The organism is Paraburkholderia metrosideri (assembly GCF_904848625.1).
Taxonomy (GTDB): Bacteria; Pseudomonadota; Gammaproteobacteria; order Burkholderiales; family Burkholderiaceae; genus Paraburkholderia; species Paraburkholderia metrosideri.
The window spans coordinates 355,082-370,597 of record NZ_CAJHCP010000005.1; the positions used below are offsets into that span (position 1 = coordinate 355,082).

Consider the following 15,516-nt stretch of genomic DNA (forward strand, 5'->3'; position numbering starts at 1 on the left):
AGTCCTACCAAAGCTCGCAGCGTTGACAAACCTGCAGCGCCAGACCGGCCCGGGCATCGTCGATGAGAATGCCAGCCCTGATGCCGGTCAGCCGGGTCATCCTTCGACGCTGTTCCGCGAGGGGACGAACTGATCGGCACCCACGGCTACATCGCCGACTTGACGCCAGCGCAACATCGCTTCAGCGCGGACTCGCGTGCTGCTGTTCAGGTCCGGGATTGGCATACGGAACGGGCGCGGCACTCCTGCAGGCACCGTCAATACTTGATGTCACGCTTCGCCTGGCGCCCATTTTGCTTCGTGTCGCGCTTGTCCTGTCGGCACTGGGAGTTGCTCTTTTCGTTGGCGGCGCGGCAGTCTACCTTGTTCGAGCGTGCCTGATGTTTAGCATTCTGGTTGACGTTCCTGCCGGCCTGGCGCTGTTGTGACTGATTGGTGCTGAAGGCTGGGCCCGATAGCGCTAATAATCCGGCTGCGGCCAGCATTATCCCCACTGGCTTCCAAAGTCCAACTCTCGTTTTGACCATTTTCGTGCTCCTCGGTGATGGCCATTCAAGCTATCGGGACGCTCCGCGTTCATGTGCCCGCATCGACCAGGCTCATGATGCTGACTTCAGGGTCGGAGTCCGTCAAGTCCGCAGTCTAGTGCGAGTGAACCAGGTCCGGCGCAGGTCATGCCAGTTCCGTCAACAGTGGCCGCAGCGGATTCAAGTGGTCAACGAGAAAGTACCGGCTTCGTTGACGAGTGTGCAGGAGCAGAAAAAGACCACAACGACCGTGTCAAAAGACGAAGCGATGACAGTGTTAGCGCGCTCCTCGCGCCACGCCGACGACCGACCCTCCAAGGCTTGCGACAGACGTCAACGCTCGTTCGTTGGCCCACGACAATCATGCGTGCCTTAAAGTCATGTGCCAATACATAGAGTAGTCGACCACTTGGCTACCGGCCACCCTATATTGTCTCGCCGTCTTTTGCCGGACGGGCTCCGGCGAACGTTCAAGTTCATCTGCGAATCGATTTGTAGCAAAGGCCTGTGTGAACTATTTATTGCAAACTTCAGATTCTGACGCAGCGGGAACGGCATGTGCGATACCAGACTCGTGATGCTCTAAAGCCAGCGCATTTGCTTCTCTCGAGTTTGCGGCAGCGCCACAGCCTGCCATAGAAAAGAATTCAGACCGCTAGCTCTGGCGGCACACCGGTGCTTCGCTTATGCAGATCCGATGCGACAGCTAGCCGATGATGGTATGCGCGAGGGGAATGGTTTGTTCCTGCAGTCCGTTTCTAACGGAAAGTGCGTCACGACCGGTCGGCTCTTCACGTGGGAACCTCTTATGGCAGGATTCGTAACACGGTTCCGATCAGTGACTGCGCCGCTATCGCCGAAGACCACGCGGCGCCGGGCCGCCGGGGAGGAGACTTGCTGTGCGATAACGACAGCCGCCAGGTTGCGACGGTCGTCGAACGCCAGCCACGCTACGCTGAATGCCGTACGGTTACCGAGTAACACTGACTTTACGACGTACGGGAGATGGCGTTCTCGAGCCAGCAATCAGCTCTGCCGGACTTCGCGAAGCGCATCCTGCATCACCATGCCGGCAGCTTCGATATGCGCCTTCGTCAACCGCTTGGCCGCACGGCGGTCGCGCGCCACCACGGCATCGAGAATGGCCAGATGCTCGGCGAACGAGATGGACTGGTAACGCTGTAGCTGCCAGACAAGCCGGAGATAACGGTCGGTCTTGCGCCAGATCGCTTCCAGCGTCTCCAGCAGATGTCGCTTCCCACTCGCCTGATAAATGACCCGGTGGAATGCCCAGTTATCGATCGACCAATGCTCGATTTCGTGAGCGTCCTCATCGCGTTTGAGAATCCCTCGCGCGATAGCCTCGTCGGCCGCGCTGAATTGATCGATTGCCGCGTCGAGCGCAAGCAGTTCGAGCACAACCCGCATTTCTGTCAACTCGGTCGCTTCGGTTGTCGTCATTGATGAAACGAACGCGCCGCGATTCGGCACGATCGTCACGAATCCACTCGCCTGCAATTGAACGAACGCTTCGCGGACCGGGATGTGGCTGGTTCCAAATTCCTTCGCGATAAGGTCCTGCCGCAGTTGGGTTCCTGGCGCCCAGGTTCCGTCTGTAATGCGCTCGCGCAGACGCTCGACCAATGAGCTCGAAGAAAACTTGCTATCTGCTGATTTTTTCATTTTAATATATTAAAACACACTTGGAGGCCGATATGACAGTAGCAAGGTTGCAAGGAATTCCCGGCATTGGCGTCGACAAAATGGGCGACGCAGCGGACTCGCTGGGCGACGCGGATATTTTAAGGCTTGAGAATCTGGACACCGACCTGCGCCCGCCTGCCGCGGCGCTGGCGCGCACGCGCGAGGCGATCGACGACGACGCGGCGAACAGCTATCTGCCATTTACCGGCTTGCAGTCTTTGCGCGAGGCGGCCGCCGCACGCGTCGGAGATGCCGCAGGTGCGACCTACGAAGCATCGAACGAATGCATCGTCTCAGCGGGCGGCCTGAGCGGGATATTGAACGTCCTCCTGTCCATCATCGACCCGGGTGATGAAGTCGTGCTGACCGATCCGACCTACGCCGGCCTGATCAATCGCGTGCGTCTCGCCGGCGGCGTACCGAGGTTCGCACAACTCCGACCTGGTGCCGACGGTTGGCGTCTTGACCTGGATAGCCTTGCCGCGGCAATTGGACCGCGCACCAAAGCCCTGCTGATCATGTCGCCTTCCATGCCGAGCGGTTACGTCCCATCGCGAGAGGAATGGCAGGCCATAGCGGGGCATTGCGAGCGCGGCCGCCTATGGCTCCTTTACGACGCAGCTATGGAACGCATCCTGTTCGACGGCCGTAGCGTCGTCCATCCTGCCAGCCTGCCGGGCATGCGCGATCTCACCATCACGGTCGGTTCGGTTTCGAAGGAATACCGGATGATCGGATGGCGCGTGGGATGGATCGTCGGCCCCGAACCGATCATGAATGACATACGCCTGACCAGTCTGTCGAATGTCGTCTGTCAGGTCGGCATTGCGATGGACGGCGCCACGGCCGCCCTTACCGCACCCGACGATGGTGTAGCAGCAGCGGCAGCGGAGTGGCAGACCCGGCGTGACTTTCTGATGGACGCGCTGCACGACCTGCCGCTGGTGCGTCCTCACGGCGGCTGGTCGATGCTGATCGACACCCGAAGCCTGGGCATCGAACCTGCACAGGCGGCGAAGTTACTGCTCGAGCGCGGCAAGATTGCCGCCACCCCGATGACAGATTGGGGACCCACGGCAAGCCGATATTTGCGCTTCGTATTCGCGAACGAATCCGTTTCGCGCTTGCAGGACATCCGGGAACGCATCAGGTGTTCGTGGCAAACGTGAGAGGCATAACGCCCGACGCATCGCCATTGCAATGACGACCGGTCGGTCAGCAAGCTCCCTTAGCTCGATTTCGCATATTCATCTGCGGATTGATTCGTAGTGCGCGCGTGCCGTTGGAACCAGAATCTGCGGCGAGTCATTCCTCCTCTCCGAATTCATTTCCACCGATCATGATCAAGCGTTCTTTCCGGACTTCGATGCCGGCGTTGCACCGCGCGTTGCGCACGTCCCTGTGCGCAGCATCGCTAGGTGTGGCTGCGGCGACGTCGACGATGTCCGCGCCCGCCTGCGCAGCCGATGCCAAAACGCTGGTGTTCTGCTCCGAGGGCAGCCCTGCCGGTTTCGATCCCGGCCAGCACACCACCAGCACCGACTTCGACGCCAGCAGCAATACCGTCTACAACGAACTGGTGGAATTTCATCGCGGCACGCTCGACCCCGAGCCGGCGCTCGCCACGAGTTGGGACGTCTCCGCGGATCAACGCACCTATACGTTTCATCTGCGGCGCGGTGTCAGGTTCCACACCACGGCGTGGTTCAAACCGACCCGCGAATTCGACGCGGACGACGTGCTGTTCACGTTCAACCGCATGCTCAATCCGGACGACCCATTCCGTAAGGCCTATCCCACCAGTTTCCCGTACTTCAGCGACCTGGGCTTCGACAAGAACCTTGAGCACATCGACAAGGTTGACGACTATACGGTGCGCTTCCAGCTGAAGCAGCCGGACGTCATCTTCGTGCGCAATCTCGCGATGAATTTCGCGTCGATCCTGTCCGCCGAATATGCCGCGCAACTCAGCGCCGCACATCGTGAGGCCGACATCAACCAGTTGCCGGTCGGCACCGGACCGTTCGTGTTCCGCTCCTATCAGAAAGATGCGCTCATCCGTTACGACGGCAATCCGAACTACTGGCGCCCGGGTGAGGTCAAGCTCGCGCATCTGATCTTTTCCATCACGCCTGATCCGGGCGTGCGCATCCAGAAACTGGCGAGCGGGGAGTGCCAGGTGTCGGTGTTTCCGCGTCCCGCCGATCTGGAGGTGGTCAAGCGCAATCCGGACCTGACGCTGGTGTCCGGGGTGGGTTTTAACGTCGGCTTTGTTGCGTACAACACGCAGCACACCCCGCTCGATCGCGTTGAAGTGCGTCAGGCACTCGATATGGCGATCGACAAGCCCGCTATCATCAAGGCCGTGTTCGCAGGCAACGCGACCGTTGCGACCAACCCGATGCCGCCGTCGCAATGGTCGTACGACAAACAGCTGAAAGACGCCCCGTTCGATCCCGCGAAAGCGAAGGCGCTGCTGGCAAAAGCGGGATTCCCGAACGGCTTCGATATCTCGCTGTGGGCGATGCCGGTACAGCGGCCCTATAACCCGAACGCGCAACTGATGGCTCAGCTCATCCAGCAGGACTGGGCGACCATCGGCGTGCGCGCGAAGATCGTCAGTTACGAATGGGGTGAGTACAACCGGCGCGCGAAGCAGGGCGGCGAACATGACGCAATTCTGTATGGCTGGTCGGGCGACAACGGTGATCCGGACAACTGGCTCGGCACCTTGCTCGGTTGCGAAGCAGTGCATGGCAGCAATCTCTCGAAGTGGTGCGATCCGGCCTTCAACGCGCTGATCGTCAAAGGACGCGAGAGTTCGGATCTCGCGACGCGCACCCAGTTGTACGAGCAGGCTCAGGTTATCTTCAAGCAGCAAGTGCCTTATACCCCGATCGCTCATTCGATCGTCTCGCTGCCGGCTTCCCGACGCGTGAAGGGGCTGGTGTTTTCACCGCTGGGGAGTCACCGTTTCGATGGGGTTTCGCTCGATTGAGCATGATGTCGACGAAGCGTCGGCGCACCTCGCGCCGGCGTCGTCGCGCTTCGCAAGCCACGCGTCTCCCGCTGGACAGCCGGGTGCCGTTCGTGTCGCTATACACGCCTCGTTTCGCTGATATTCGCCCAGGCCATTCAGTCAGCGACGAGTGCTAGCAGCGCAGCCAATCACATGAGTAAAAGATCACTTCGATCTGATGGATTGGCAGAAATCCTAAGATGAATTTCTTTGTTCACTGAACTACCCGATCTCGGTAACGTACGCACCTCAATTGTGTTGCTCTCCAGCAGAAGTGGAATCTGGAGCACGCCTCCCGCTTTTACTCATTGCGAATAGCGAGACCCTGCGTAACAGATAGCTAGCAGGGCAATCGCGGGCAGCACGGGCTACAGTTATCGGAGTGATGTATGTCTGCAGAGATAATTTCGAGGCCATCCGGGTCGGTGGGATCGACGGGAGCGGTGGGGCGTCCGCCGCAGTTTGGCCGCCGCCCGCAGAATCCGGTACGCCGCTATGCCGGCATCGCTGCGGTTCTGCTGCTGCACATCCTTTTCATCTGGGCGCTGACAAACGGACTCGCGAACAAGGTCGTGCAGATCGTCGAAAAGCCGATCGAGACGAAGATCATCGAACCAGTCAAGCCGCCGCCTCCGCCGCCCATGCCGGTCGTCAAGCTGCCGCCGCCGAAATTCACACCGCCTCCGCCGCCATTCGTGCCGCCGCCTGAAGTGCCGGTCGCGCCGCCGCCTGCGCCGACCATCACGCATCAGGCCACGCCGTCGCCGACGCCGCCTGCACCGCAGCCAGCGCCCGCCGCACCGGTCGCGCCGCCGGCTCCCGCGCAGCCGGTTAGTCACGCGGTCGGGGTGGTGTGTCCGAACTCGGACGAGATCCGCCGTTCAATGGGCTATCCGCAGGAAGCACAGGACAACAACATTACCGGCGACGTGACGATCTCTTTTGTTGTCGACCCGCAAGGGCACGTGACCGAAGAAAAAGTCGAGCAGTCCGCCGACCCGATTCTGGATCACGCGGCCTTCGTCGCCGTGAAGAAGTTCAACTGTATTTCGCAAGGGCAGCCGGTGCGCGTCCAGGTGCCGTTCGCGTTCAACCTGAACTGACTACCGTGTGTGCAACCGGGCTTGCCCGTCCCACTCTTCGATACCGATGACTGCAACATCTGGAGCATCTATGAAAAAGCGTTCCCTCGCCACCGCGGTGGCCAGCCTGTTGATCTCGGCCTCGGCCGTCAGCTTCGTCGCTGTTCCACAAGCCGTCTGGGCCCAGTCGAGCGCGCCCACGGCCACGGGTCCGGCGACGGCTGGCACGTCGAACGCGGCTCAATCCAGCACCCCATCGCAGACGGGTGCCACCGACCAGCCGGCACCGCCGCCGCTCGCCGCCACGAGCACCGAAGTGACCAACCCATACGGTCTCAGCGCGCTGTGGGCGAACGGCGACTTTGTCGCGCGCTTCGTGCTGATTCTGCTGGTGCTGATGTCGATGGGAAGCTGGTACATCATGATCACCAAGTTCGTCGAGCAATTGCGTGCGAATCGCCGCGCGAAGACGGCCGACGAGCAGCTCTGGGACGCGCCGTCGCTCGCCCAGGGCGCGGCACAGCTCGACGAAAATTCGCCGTTCCGTTTCATCGCGCAGGCGGGTATCGATGCGGGCGAACATCACGAAGAGGCATTGCTTGAAGCCGTCGACCGCAATACGTGGATCGACGTGTCGATCGAGCGTGCCATTACCAGCGTGTCGAACCGCTTGCAGGATGGGCTCGCGTTTCTCGGCACGGTCGGCTCGACTGCGCCGTTCGTCGGCCTGTTCGGCACGGTGTGGGGGATCTATCACGCGTTGACTGCGATCGGCATTGCCGGGCAGGCGTCGATCGACAAGGTCGCCGGACCGGTCGGCGAGGCGCTGATCATGACGGCAATCGGCCTCGCCGTCGCGGTGCCCGCCGTGCTCGGCTACAACTTCCTGGTCCGTCGCAACAAGTCGGTGATGGAGCGCGTGCGGGCGTTTGGCGCACAGTTGCACACGGTATTGCTGCCGGGCACGAAGCGCCGGGTGCGCGCAGTCGCGAATGCGGGCTAGGCAAACGCGGCATAGCCAGAGAGAGAAGTCATGGCCATAAACGTAAAACAGGACGGCGACGATGACGAAGTCATCGCTGCCATCAACACGACGCCCCTCGTCGACGTGATGCTGGTGCTGCTGATCATCTTTCTGATCACGATTCCGGTCGTCACGCACACGGTGCCGGTGCAGTTGCCCAAGGAAACGGTCAACCCATTGCAGACCAGGCCGGACAGCATCGAGATCGCGGTCAACAAGGACGGCGACTTCTTCTGGAATGAAAAGCGGGTCGATGCGCCGACGCTGCTTGCACGATTGAAGCTTGCGTCAGTGAAGGCGCCGCAGCCGGAGGTGCACGTGCGCGGCGACCAGACCACCCGCTACGAGGCGATCGGCCGCGTGGTGACGGCCTGCGAGCGCGCGGGTATCTCGAAGGTGTCGTTTATAACGCAGCCGCCTGCGCGCGGCGGCTAACTTTGCAGGGAGCCGGGGCATGGCGCTGAAGCGTCAGCCCCGGTCGACAGGAGTGGACGATGGGGATGAACGTAGCTTCGGGTGGCGGCAACGGCGAGCCGGACGTGATGGTCGACATCAACACCACGCCGCTGATCGACGTGATGCTGGTGTTGCTGATCATGCTGATCATCACGATTCCGATCCAGATGCATTCGGTGAAGATGAATTTGCCGGTTGGTAATCCGCCGCCGCCAGCGGTGCCGCCGCCGGTCGTGCAGGTCGATATCGATTTCGACGGCACGATCACGTGGAACGGTGCGCCGGTCGCAGGCGCGGCCGATCTCGACAAACACATGGCCGAGGTCGCGGCGCAACCGGATCAGGCGGAAATTCATCTGTTGCCGAACCGGCTCGCGCCTTACCGGGACGTAGCCGCCGTGCTGGCCGCCGCGCAGCGCGAAGGGGCGACGAAGATCGGGCTGATCGGCAACGAACAGTATATGCACTGAGCGCGCGTGAGCGCTGGTGCGGCAAACCTCTCGATCAGGCAAGGACCCAGGCAGAATGAATCTACGTAGTGTGAAGCGTGCGGCGGCAGCGGCTGCGCTCAGTGGTGCGATGTCGCTCGCCGTGATTCCCGGTGTGGCTCATTGCGCAGAGGCATTGCGTCCCGAAGTGGCGAAGCCGTTGAACGACGCGCAGAACCTGTACCGCGCGCACAACTATCGCGGCGCGCTGGAGCGGATCGCGCAGGCCGCGGCGGTACCGGGCAAGACCGCGTACGAGACGCGCGTCATCGAGGAGATGCAGGGCGCGGCCGCGATAGCGGGCGGCGACCCTGGCGCCGCGACGCAAGCGTATGAGGCATTGCTTGCGACGGGCCAGCTCGACGGCGCGGGTGTGCAGCAATTCTCGGCGGCCCTCGCGGGCGTCTACTTCCAGCAGAAGAACTACGCCGCGGCGATTCGCACCGCGCAACGGTACGACAAAGCGGGCGGCACGGACCCGCAGATGCGTGAACTCCTGCTGCAATCCTATTTCCTCTCAGGCGACTGCGGCAATCTCGTCGCCACGCTGAAGCCAGCCATCGACACCGCGTTGAAGTCGGGCCACGCGCCCGCCGAATCGCAACTTCAAGTACTGGCCGAGTGCGGGCAGAAGACCCGGGACACCGCCGCGCAGAGCGAAGCGCTGGCCGCGCTGGTTGCCTACTATCCGGGCCCGGCCTATCAAGAGCGGCTGTTCGATACCGTGCGCAGCAAGCCAGGCTATTTTGCGCCGCTCGATCTCGACATTTATCGTCTGCGTCGCGCCACGGGTACGTTGACGAGCAGCGACCAGTTCATGGAGATGACCCAGTTGTCGCTCGTGGCTGGCCTGCCCGCCGAGGCGAAGCAGGTGATCGACCAGGGTTTCGCGTCGGGCGTGCTCGGCCACGATGCGCAGGCTGAACGTGAGAAGCGTTTGCAGGCGCTGGTGGTCCGGCGGCTGCAAGGGCAGAACGACGGCAACAACCTGCCGGTCGATCCTGTTGACGGCTCGTTCAATCAAGTATTCGCGGGACAAACGCAGCAGGGCATCGACGGAATCAATGCGGCGATCGGCAAGGGGGACGCGCATCCGGAGGCGGCGCGTCTTCGCCTGGGCGAAGCCTATTATTACGCGGGACAGAAAGCCCGCGCGGCACAAGTGTTCCGCAGCGTGAAGGGCGATGACGGTTCCGCCGATCTCGCACGCCTGTGGGCGCTCGTCGCGGATAAACGGGGCGGGTAAGTTATCGCCCGAGGTTGTGCCGGTGCCGGCCACGGACGCGCATCTGGCGATAAGCTGACGCCTGTCCGCTGGACTGTTCGTGCGATGAACGTCCGATGTGCGCCCGATGAGCTGCCGGGTCGACCGGTTATCCCACGTCCCGAAGGAAACCCATGACTAGCATCTACAACGAAATCGATCTGGATGCCGACGGACGTCACGTCGGCTATCTGCGTTTGCCGCATTCCGTTCATCGTTCCGCGTACGGCTGGATCCCGATTCCGATCGCCTCCGTGCGCAACGGCGACGGGCCCGTCGTGCTATTGATGGGCGGCAACCACGGCGACGAATATGAAGGACAGGTACTGGTTTCCAGCCTGATCCGCGAGATCGAGCCGCAGTGGGTACGCGGGCAATTGATCTTCCTGCCGATGGCGAATTTCCCCGCAGCGGCCGCAGGTCTGAGAACCTCACCGCTCGATGGCGGCAACCTGAACCGCAGTTTTCCAGGCGATTCGCAAGGCACGCCGACCGCCGCGATTGCGGATTACATCGAACACACGCTGCTCGCGCGCGCCGACTATCTGATCGATTTGCATTCGGGTGGCAGCTCGCTGCTCTATGACGGCGCCAACATGCTAGCCATCGAGCCGCGCGATGCCGGCGAGGAACAACGGCTCAAGTCGCTGCTCGCGGCCTTTGGATTGCCGCGTGCGTTTCTGCACCGGGAGAATCCGGTGCATGCCGCAACGGCGGCGCGTCGCCAGGGGGCTGTGTCGATCCTCGCGGAACTCGGCGGCGGAGGCACCGTGCAGGCACGGTTGCTGCGCGATGCGCGACAGGGGCTGCTGAATCTGTTCGGCTTCATCGGACTGCTGAACGGGCCGCTCGTACCGGACGGTCCGCCTGCGCAGACGCGCTTCTTCAGGGTATCTATCGCACGCCATTATGTGTATGCGTACGATCGCGGCGTCTACGAGCCGCTAGTCGAGTTGGGCGACATCGTTCACGCTGGCCAGCCGGCAGCGCGTATCCACTTTCCGGACACGCCTTTGCGTGAACCCGTGACAACCTTTTTCGCCGATGCGGGCACGGTGGTCTGCAAGCGCGTACCGGCCGCCGTGGAGCGTGGCGATTGTCTTTTCCATCTCGCCGAACCGGTCTGACGGCGGCGCGACGCAAATGGATTGTCGCTATCCTGGACGATCACGCGTTTAACCGGCAATGCGTATTCCATTTCAGCGCGGTTAATGACGGTGTCGATCCTGGATAAGAAAAATTCTAAATGGATCGAATGCCGTTACTTTGCAAATTTACATGCTTGACTGGAATAAAAGCCAGCAATGTTCATTGCATAACAATGCCGCTGGCCTAATTGCTTTGAAAGCAATTAGAAATAATCTGGCTATCTGAAATTTCGCGATAAAACTGGATTCTCGTTACATAGCAGGCATTTCAAGCATGACCTCGGGTGGATGGAGAGGTCGCACGAAAGCATGATGAAATAAATCGACGTCATGCATTTCTAATCACGCATACATCATGCGCTGCCGCTCTTCTGCCGTTATAGCGTCAATCCTGACGTAAATTTCAAATAACAATTTTATCGAATAACAATTCAGAATTGTTTGGTTCGTTTCGAACGATCGGTCTGTTACCTTCACTACGGTTTCGCGGCAATCAATAAGACGCGCCAGAAATTAAACGACAGGACCGAAGGGACTGCAGAGATCCCTCCATGCACGATGACCTACGAAATAATTGATACCACTCCACTGGATCCCATCGCGCAGCCTCTACTCGACGCGCTGGAGATCGAATACACGACGCGTTATCGCGAGTTTCGTCCGGCCGGTGCCACCGCCCGCAGTGATGAGATGGCGCGCTATCCCGCCAGTCTGTTTGCGCCGCCAGAGGGTGCGTTCATCGTGATCGTGCGCGACGGCGAAACGGTGGGCGGCGGTGCATTCAAACGCTTTGACTCGACCACGGCCGAACTCAAACGTATCTGGACGCATGCCAGCGAGCGGCGCCAGGGACTGGCTCGCCGCGTTCTGCAGGAACTGGAGGCGCGCGCGCTGCGCCAGGGGTATCGCCGGGTCTATCTGACCACTGGCTTCAGGCAGCCCGAAGCGGCAGGCCTCTATGGCAGTTCAGGTTATGAGCCGCTATTCGACCGGTCGATCGCGCCGGAGATTCATTTTCGGCTTCCGTTCGGCAAGGATCTGCTGGAGCCGGGCCGCGTTGATTCGTTACACGATCTGGTTCAGCCGGAACCGCTTGGCCAGCGCTAGTCATTCTCGCTGTACATCGAGCAAATCACTCAATCCACAGGGAATCTACAGTCATGAAGCACAGCAGGGCAATCCGCGCGGCGGTGGCCGGAACGATCATCGCAATGGCAATGGGTGCAGCAGGCATTGTGCTCGCGGCGAACACGGCCACCTTGAATCTGAGCGCCGATCAGCACGACCGGATCCGAACCACCCCAGACGCCGCGGCAATCAAGGCCGTGCCCGGCACGTTTCCGTTTGCGTCGAAAGACGAACTGGTGATCGGCATGACCGTGGGCTGGCCCCCGCTCGATACCTACGCGTCCGACGACAAGACGGTGGTCGGCTTCGACCCGGATCTCGCGCAAGTGGTGGCTGACGGTCTGGGGCGCAAGCTGAAGATCGTGGTGCTCGCATGGGAAGACTGGCCGCTCGCGCTGCAATCGGGCAAGGTCGACGCGGTGTTGTCGAACGTGACCGTTACCGAAGAGCGCAAGCAGAAGTTCGACTTCTCCACTTACCGGCGCGACGTACTCGGTTTCTACGTGACCAATTCGAGTCCGATCAAAGCCATTCGGGAACCTAAAGACGTCGCAGGTCTGCGCATCATTACCGACTCCGGCACCAACCAGGAAAAGATCCTGCTCGCGTGGGACAAGGAAAATGTCGCGCACGGCCTGAAGCCGGTGCAGGTTCAGTATTACGACGACATCGCGGTGCGGGACGTGGCGCTGCGCTCCGGACGGGCCGACGCGATCCTGAGCGTCAACTCCGCGCTCGCGTACACGGCTGCGCTGAAAAAGGATATCCATTCGGTTGGCACCATCAGCGGTGGCTGGCCGATCATGGCCGACGTCGCGATCACGACGCGCAAGGGTAGTGGGCTGGCAGCGCCGCTGACGCTGTTGCTCAACGACCTTATCCACAGCGGCAAATACACTCAGGTTCTCGACCGCTGGAGCCTCGGCTCCGAAGCGATCGATCAGTCCAGAACAAATCCTCCGGGATTGCCAAAGAGCTAAGTCACTCAGTCATCGAGGCGGATGTCGCCGCCTCGATCGAGTCTGGTCTCTATCGTCAGTATCACTGAAAAGTAGATCCGCACAGGGCGCTTGCCGGCCGGTGTGGCGGAGCATTGCGTTCAAAATATAACCAACGGATTAATCAATGCGCGGTAAAGACAGGAAGAATGGGGTCGATCAACCCATCATCGGGGTCCGCAGGAAAGTGTTGTCGGCTGCAGTACTGGCGATCACTTGCAACAGCGCGGCATGGGCACAGGGCGCGGCCGCGCCGACGGGTGCAAGCGACACCGTGGCGGTGCCCGCAGCCGCGCCGTCAAAAGCAGGTGCCGCAACGCCGGTCGCGAAGCAGTCCGGACCGGTCAACACCGTGCAGCAGGACACGGTGGTCGTGACGGGGACGCGCACCGATACCAGGGCGAGCCAGAGTCTTACGCCAGTGGACGTGATTACCGGTGACCGTTTGCGCTCCACCGGACAGAGCAATCTGCGTGACGCGCTGGTCCAGCTGTCGCCGTCGATCGGGCATCAGACCTATGGCGGCGACGCGTCGATGCTGACTGATGCGCTGACCCTGCACGGCCTCAGTCCGGACCATGTGCTCGTGCTGGTGAACGGCAAGCGTCGCCATTCCACGGCGAACATCTCGCTTGACCCAGGGCCGAACCAGGGGTCCACGGGCGTCGACATCGACATGATTCCGCTGGGTCTCATCGACCACGTGGAGATTTTGCGCGACGGTGCAGCCGCACAGTACGGCTCGGACGCGATCGCAGGGGTGATCAACATCATCCTGAAGAAGAACTCGCACGGTGGAGAGTTGCAGTCCACGAACGGGCAGACCTATGCCGGCGATGGTTTCAAAACCGCCAACTCGGCGACTGTCGGCCTCAATCTGGGCGGTAAAGGATTTCTGGATCTGAGCGCGGAATATGTGCGCCAGAACCACACGGTGCGCACGGGGCCCGATGACTATTTCGGCACGTTCCAGCCGGGACATGGCTATTACAACCCGATGCTCGGCGATCCAGCCAGCACCCGTCAGTCGGTCGGCTACAACGCGGGCTACTACATCGGCGACAACGTCGAACTGTACGGCTTCGGTACGTATGCGCATCGCGACGCGCAGGCCTATCAGAACTTTCGTCCGTCATCGGTGCTGCCGGAGATTTATCCGAACGGCTTCGTGCCGCAGGAGACGATCAGCGAGAACGACTTTTCGGTCACCACCGGCGTCAAGGGACAAAACCTGTTTGGCTGGTCGTGGGATTTGAGCTCGACCTACGGCGGCGACCATGACGATATCGGCATGACTCATTCGGCGAACACGGGTCTGTATGCCGCGACCGGCTATACGCCGACCTCGTTCCACCTGGCCACGGTCAGCAACACGCAGTTGACCAACAACCTGGATTTCTCGCGGGCATTCCAGCTGCCGGTTCTGCCGGCGCCGCTGAACGTTTCGTGGGGCGTTGAACAGCGCCGCGAGACCTATTCGATCGGAGCGGGTGACTACGCGTCGTATATCGACGGCGGCTCCCAGGCGTTGCCAGGTCTCGCACCGGTCAGTGCGAACGACGTCTCGCGTAATGTGCTCGGCACCTATGTCGATCTGTCGACCCGTCTCGCACCGAAATGGACTGTCGATCTGGCGGGCCGCTTCGAGCATTACAGCGACGTGGGCAACACCGTGAACGGCAAGTTGGCGACACGTTACGATTTCACGCCGGCGTTCGCCATTCGTGGCAGTGTCAGCACCGGCTTCCGCGCGCCGTCGCTCGCCGAGGAGTACTACAGCAATATCAATGAATCGCCGGCGTCGGTCGAGGGTCTGCTCGCCGCCAACTCGGCGGCCGCCCGGCTGATTGGTGCCGAACCGCTGAAATCGGAGAAGTCGACCAACTTCAATCTCGGCTTCGTGCTGACCCCCGTTCAGGGCATGCACGTGACGCTCGATGCGTATCAGATCGACATTCGCAACCGGATCGTCGAAGGTGGAACCGCATCGGGGGCGGACGCGATTGCCGCGATGGAAGCGGCGGGGCTGTCTATTCCCAGTTCGATCCCGGCGTCGGCCGTGTCGGCGAGCTACTTCACCAACGGCGCCAGCACGCGCACCCGCGGCCTCGATCTGACCGGCACCTACCATACGGGCTTCGGCGCTTACGGCCAGGTGGATTGGGATCTGGGCGTGAACATCAACACGACCTCGGTCACCCATATCGCGACGGGCGCGAACGGCGCACCGGAACTCAGCGCCCAGCAGGTGGCATGGCTCACGACAGGCACACCGAAGAACAAGATCATCTTTGGGGGTACCTGGCATCGTGACAAATGGGGCGTCAGTCTGCATGAGACGCGCTTCGGTGCTACGTCGAGTGAGGAGACCTACATCGTCGGGCCGAATGCTTTCTCGACGACGCAGTTCATCCACTTCAACAGCGCGGCCAGATACGTCACCGACGTCGAAGTCCGTTACGACGTGACCAAGAAATTCCAGATTGCGATTGGGGCGAACAACCTGTTCGACGTCTACCCGAGCAAGCTGCCTTATGAAGCCCAGCTCGAAGGTGTGCAGTACGACAGCTATGCGTCTTCAACCGGCGTGAACGGCGGCTTCTATTACGCGCGCGCGCGTTACGTCTTCTGAAGTTCTCCTCATATCTATAGAACGATTTACTGGAACGGCGCCGGAC

13 protein-coding genes are annotated in these 15,516 nt (G+C 61.1%); 11 read left to right on the forward strand and 2 right to left on the reverse strand.

Going from position 1 to position 15,516, the window contains the following annotated elements:
* Positions 1-257 precede the first annotated feature (257 nt).
* Positions 258-527, reverse strand: coding sequence for a hypothetical protein (locus tag LMG28727_RS12720; RefSeq protein WP_201642671.1), 270 nt, complete (start codon positions 525-527; stop codon positions 258-260).
* Between the two features lie 1,026 nt (positions 528-1,553).
* Positions 1,554-2,210, reverse strand: coding sequence for a GntR family transcriptional regulator (locus tag LMG28727_RS12725; protein WP_201642672.1), 657 nt, complete (start codon positions 2,208-2,210; stop codon positions 1,554-1,556).
* A 32-nt stretch (positions 2,211-2,242) separates the two neighbouring features.
* On the opposite strand from LMG28727_RS12725, the gene LMG28727_RS12730 reads away from it, so the two are divergent.
* The 11 genes from LMG28727_RS12730 (at position 2,243) to LMG28727_RS12780 (ending at position 15,470) form a co-directional block, all read left to right on the forward strand.
* On the forward strand, positions 2,243-3,400 hold the full coding sequence (locus LMG28727_RS12730; RefSeq protein WP_201642673.1) for a pyridoxal phosphate-dependent aminotransferase: 1,158 nt from the start codon (positions 2,243-2,245) through the stop codon (positions 3,398-3,400).
* Between the two features lie 170 nt (positions 3,401-3,570).
* Positions 3,571-5,229 (forward strand): ABC transporter substrate-binding protein, encoded by a 1,659-nt coding sequence (locus tag LMG28727_RS12735; protein WP_407945844.1) that lies wholly within the window; start codon positions 3,571-3,573, stop codon positions 5,227-5,229.
* 410 nt (positions 5,230-5,639) lie between these two features.
* Positions 5,640-6,353, forward strand: a complete 714-nt coding sequence (locus LMG28727_RS12740) for an energy transducer TonB (protein ID WP_201642674.1) — start codon at positions 5,640-5,642, stop codon at positions 6,351-6,353.
* A gap of 70 nt (positions 6,354-6,423) precedes the next feature.
* The gene (locus tag LMG28727_RS12745) at positions 6,424-7,335 is read left to right on the forward strand and encodes a MotA/TolQ/ExbB proton channel family protein (RefSeq protein ID WP_201642675.1); all 912 of its coding nucleotides are present in this window, start codon (positions 6,424-6,426) and stop codon (positions 7,333-7,335) included.
* Between the two features lie 30 nt (positions 7,336-7,365).
* Positions 7,366-7,791 (forward strand): ExbD/TolR family protein, encoded by a 426-nt coding sequence (locus LMG28727_RS12750; protein WP_201642676.1) that lies wholly within the window; start codon positions 7,366-7,368, stop codon positions 7,789-7,791.
* Between the two features lie 59 nt (positions 7,792-7,850).
* Positions 7,851-8,282 (forward strand): ExbD/TolR family protein, encoded by a 432-nt coding sequence (locus tag LMG28727_RS12755; protein WP_201642677.1) that lies wholly within the window; start codon positions 7,851-7,853, stop codon positions 8,280-8,282.
* A 55-nt stretch (positions 8,283-8,337) separates the two neighbouring features.
* Positions 8,338-9,546: a tetratricopeptide repeat protein gene (locus tag LMG28727_RS12760; RefSeq protein ID WP_201642678.1), complete on the forward strand. Its 1,209-nt coding sequence runs from the start codon at positions 8,338-8,340 to the stop codon at positions 9,544-9,546.
* Positions 9,547-9,698: 152 nt separating this feature from the next.
* Positions 9,699-10,691 (forward strand): succinylglutamate desuccinylase/aspartoacylase family protein, encoded by a 993-nt coding sequence (locus LMG28727_RS12765; RefSeq protein ID WP_201642679.1) that lies wholly within the window; start codon positions 9,699-9,701, stop codon positions 10,689-10,691.
* Positions 10,692-11,270: 579 nt separating this feature from the next.
* Complete coding sequence (locus LMG28727_RS12770) at positions 11,271-11,819, forward strand: GNAT family N-acetyltransferase (protein WP_201642680.1); 549 nt, start codon at positions 11,271-11,273, stop codon at positions 11,817-11,819.
* Positions 11,820-11,872: 53 nt separating this feature from the next.
* Positions 11,873-12,820, forward strand: a complete 948-nt coding sequence (locus LMG28727_RS12775; protein WP_201642681.1) for an ABC transporter substrate-binding protein — start codon at positions 11,873-11,875, stop codon at positions 12,818-12,820.
* 145 nt (positions 12,821-12,965) lie between these two features.
* A complete protein-coding gene (locus LMG28727_RS12780; RefSeq protein WP_201642682.1) occupies positions 12,966-15,470 on the forward strand; it encodes a TonB-dependent receptor plug domain-containing protein in 2,505 nt (834 codons plus the stop codon).
* Positions 15,471-15,516 lie beyond the last annotated feature (46 nt).

Excerpts from the sequence above, each read along its gene's own strand:
- LMG28727_RS12765 (WP_201642679.1), top strand. The coding sequence starts at position 9,699 with ATGACTAGCATCTACAACGAAATCGATCTGGATGCCGACGGACGTCAC.
- LMG28727_RS12760 (WP_201642678.1), top strand. The coding sequence starts at position 8,338 with ATGAATCTACGTAGTGTGAAGCGTGCGGCGGCAGCGGCTGCGCTCAGT.
- LMG28727_RS12745 (WP_201642675.1), top strand. The coding sequence starts at position 6,424 with ATGAAAAAGCGTTCCCTCGCCACCGCGGTGGCCAGCCTGTTGATCTCG.
- LMG28727_RS12730 (WP_201642673.1), top strand. The coding sequence starts at position 2,243 with ATGACAGTAGCAAGGTTGCAAGGAATTCCCGGCATTGGCGTCGACAAA.
- LMG28727_RS12750 (WP_201642676.1), top strand. The coding sequence starts at position 7,366 with ATGGCCATAAACGTAAAACAGGACGGCGACGATGACGAAGTCATCGCT.
- LMG28727_RS12740 (WP_201642674.1), top strand. The coding sequence starts at position 5,640 with ATGTCTGCAGAGATAATTTCGAGGCCATCCGGGTCGGTGGGATCGACG.
- LMG28727_RS12720 (WP_201642671.1), bottom strand. The coding sequence starts at position 527 with ATGGTCAAAACGAGAGTTGGACTTTGGAAGCCAGTGGGGATAATGCTG.
- LMG28727_RS12725 (WP_201642672.1), bottom strand. The coding sequence starts at position 2,210 with ATGAAAAAATCAGCAGATAGCAAGTTTTCTTCGAGCTCATTGGTCGAG.
- LMG28727_RS12780 (WP_201642682.1), top strand. The coding sequence starts at position 12,966 with ATGCGCGGTAAAGACAGGAAGAATGGGGTCGATCAACCCATCATCGGG.
- LMG28727_RS12770 (WP_201642680.1), top strand. The coding sequence starts at position 11,271 with ATGACCTACGAAATAATTGATACCACTCCACTGGATCCCATCGCGCAG.
- LMG28727_RS12775 (WP_201642681.1), top strand. The coding sequence starts at position 11,873 with ATGAAGCACAGCAGGGCAATCCGCGCGGCGGTGGCCGGAACGATCATC.
- LMG28727_RS12735 (WP_407945844.1), top strand. The coding sequence starts at position 3,571 with ATGATCAAGCGTTCTTTCCGGACTTCGATGCCGGCGTTGCACCGCGCG.
- LMG28727_RS12755 (WP_201642677.1), top strand. The coding sequence starts at position 7,851 with ATGGGGATGAACGTAGCTTCGGGTGGCGGCAACGGCGAGCCGGACGTG.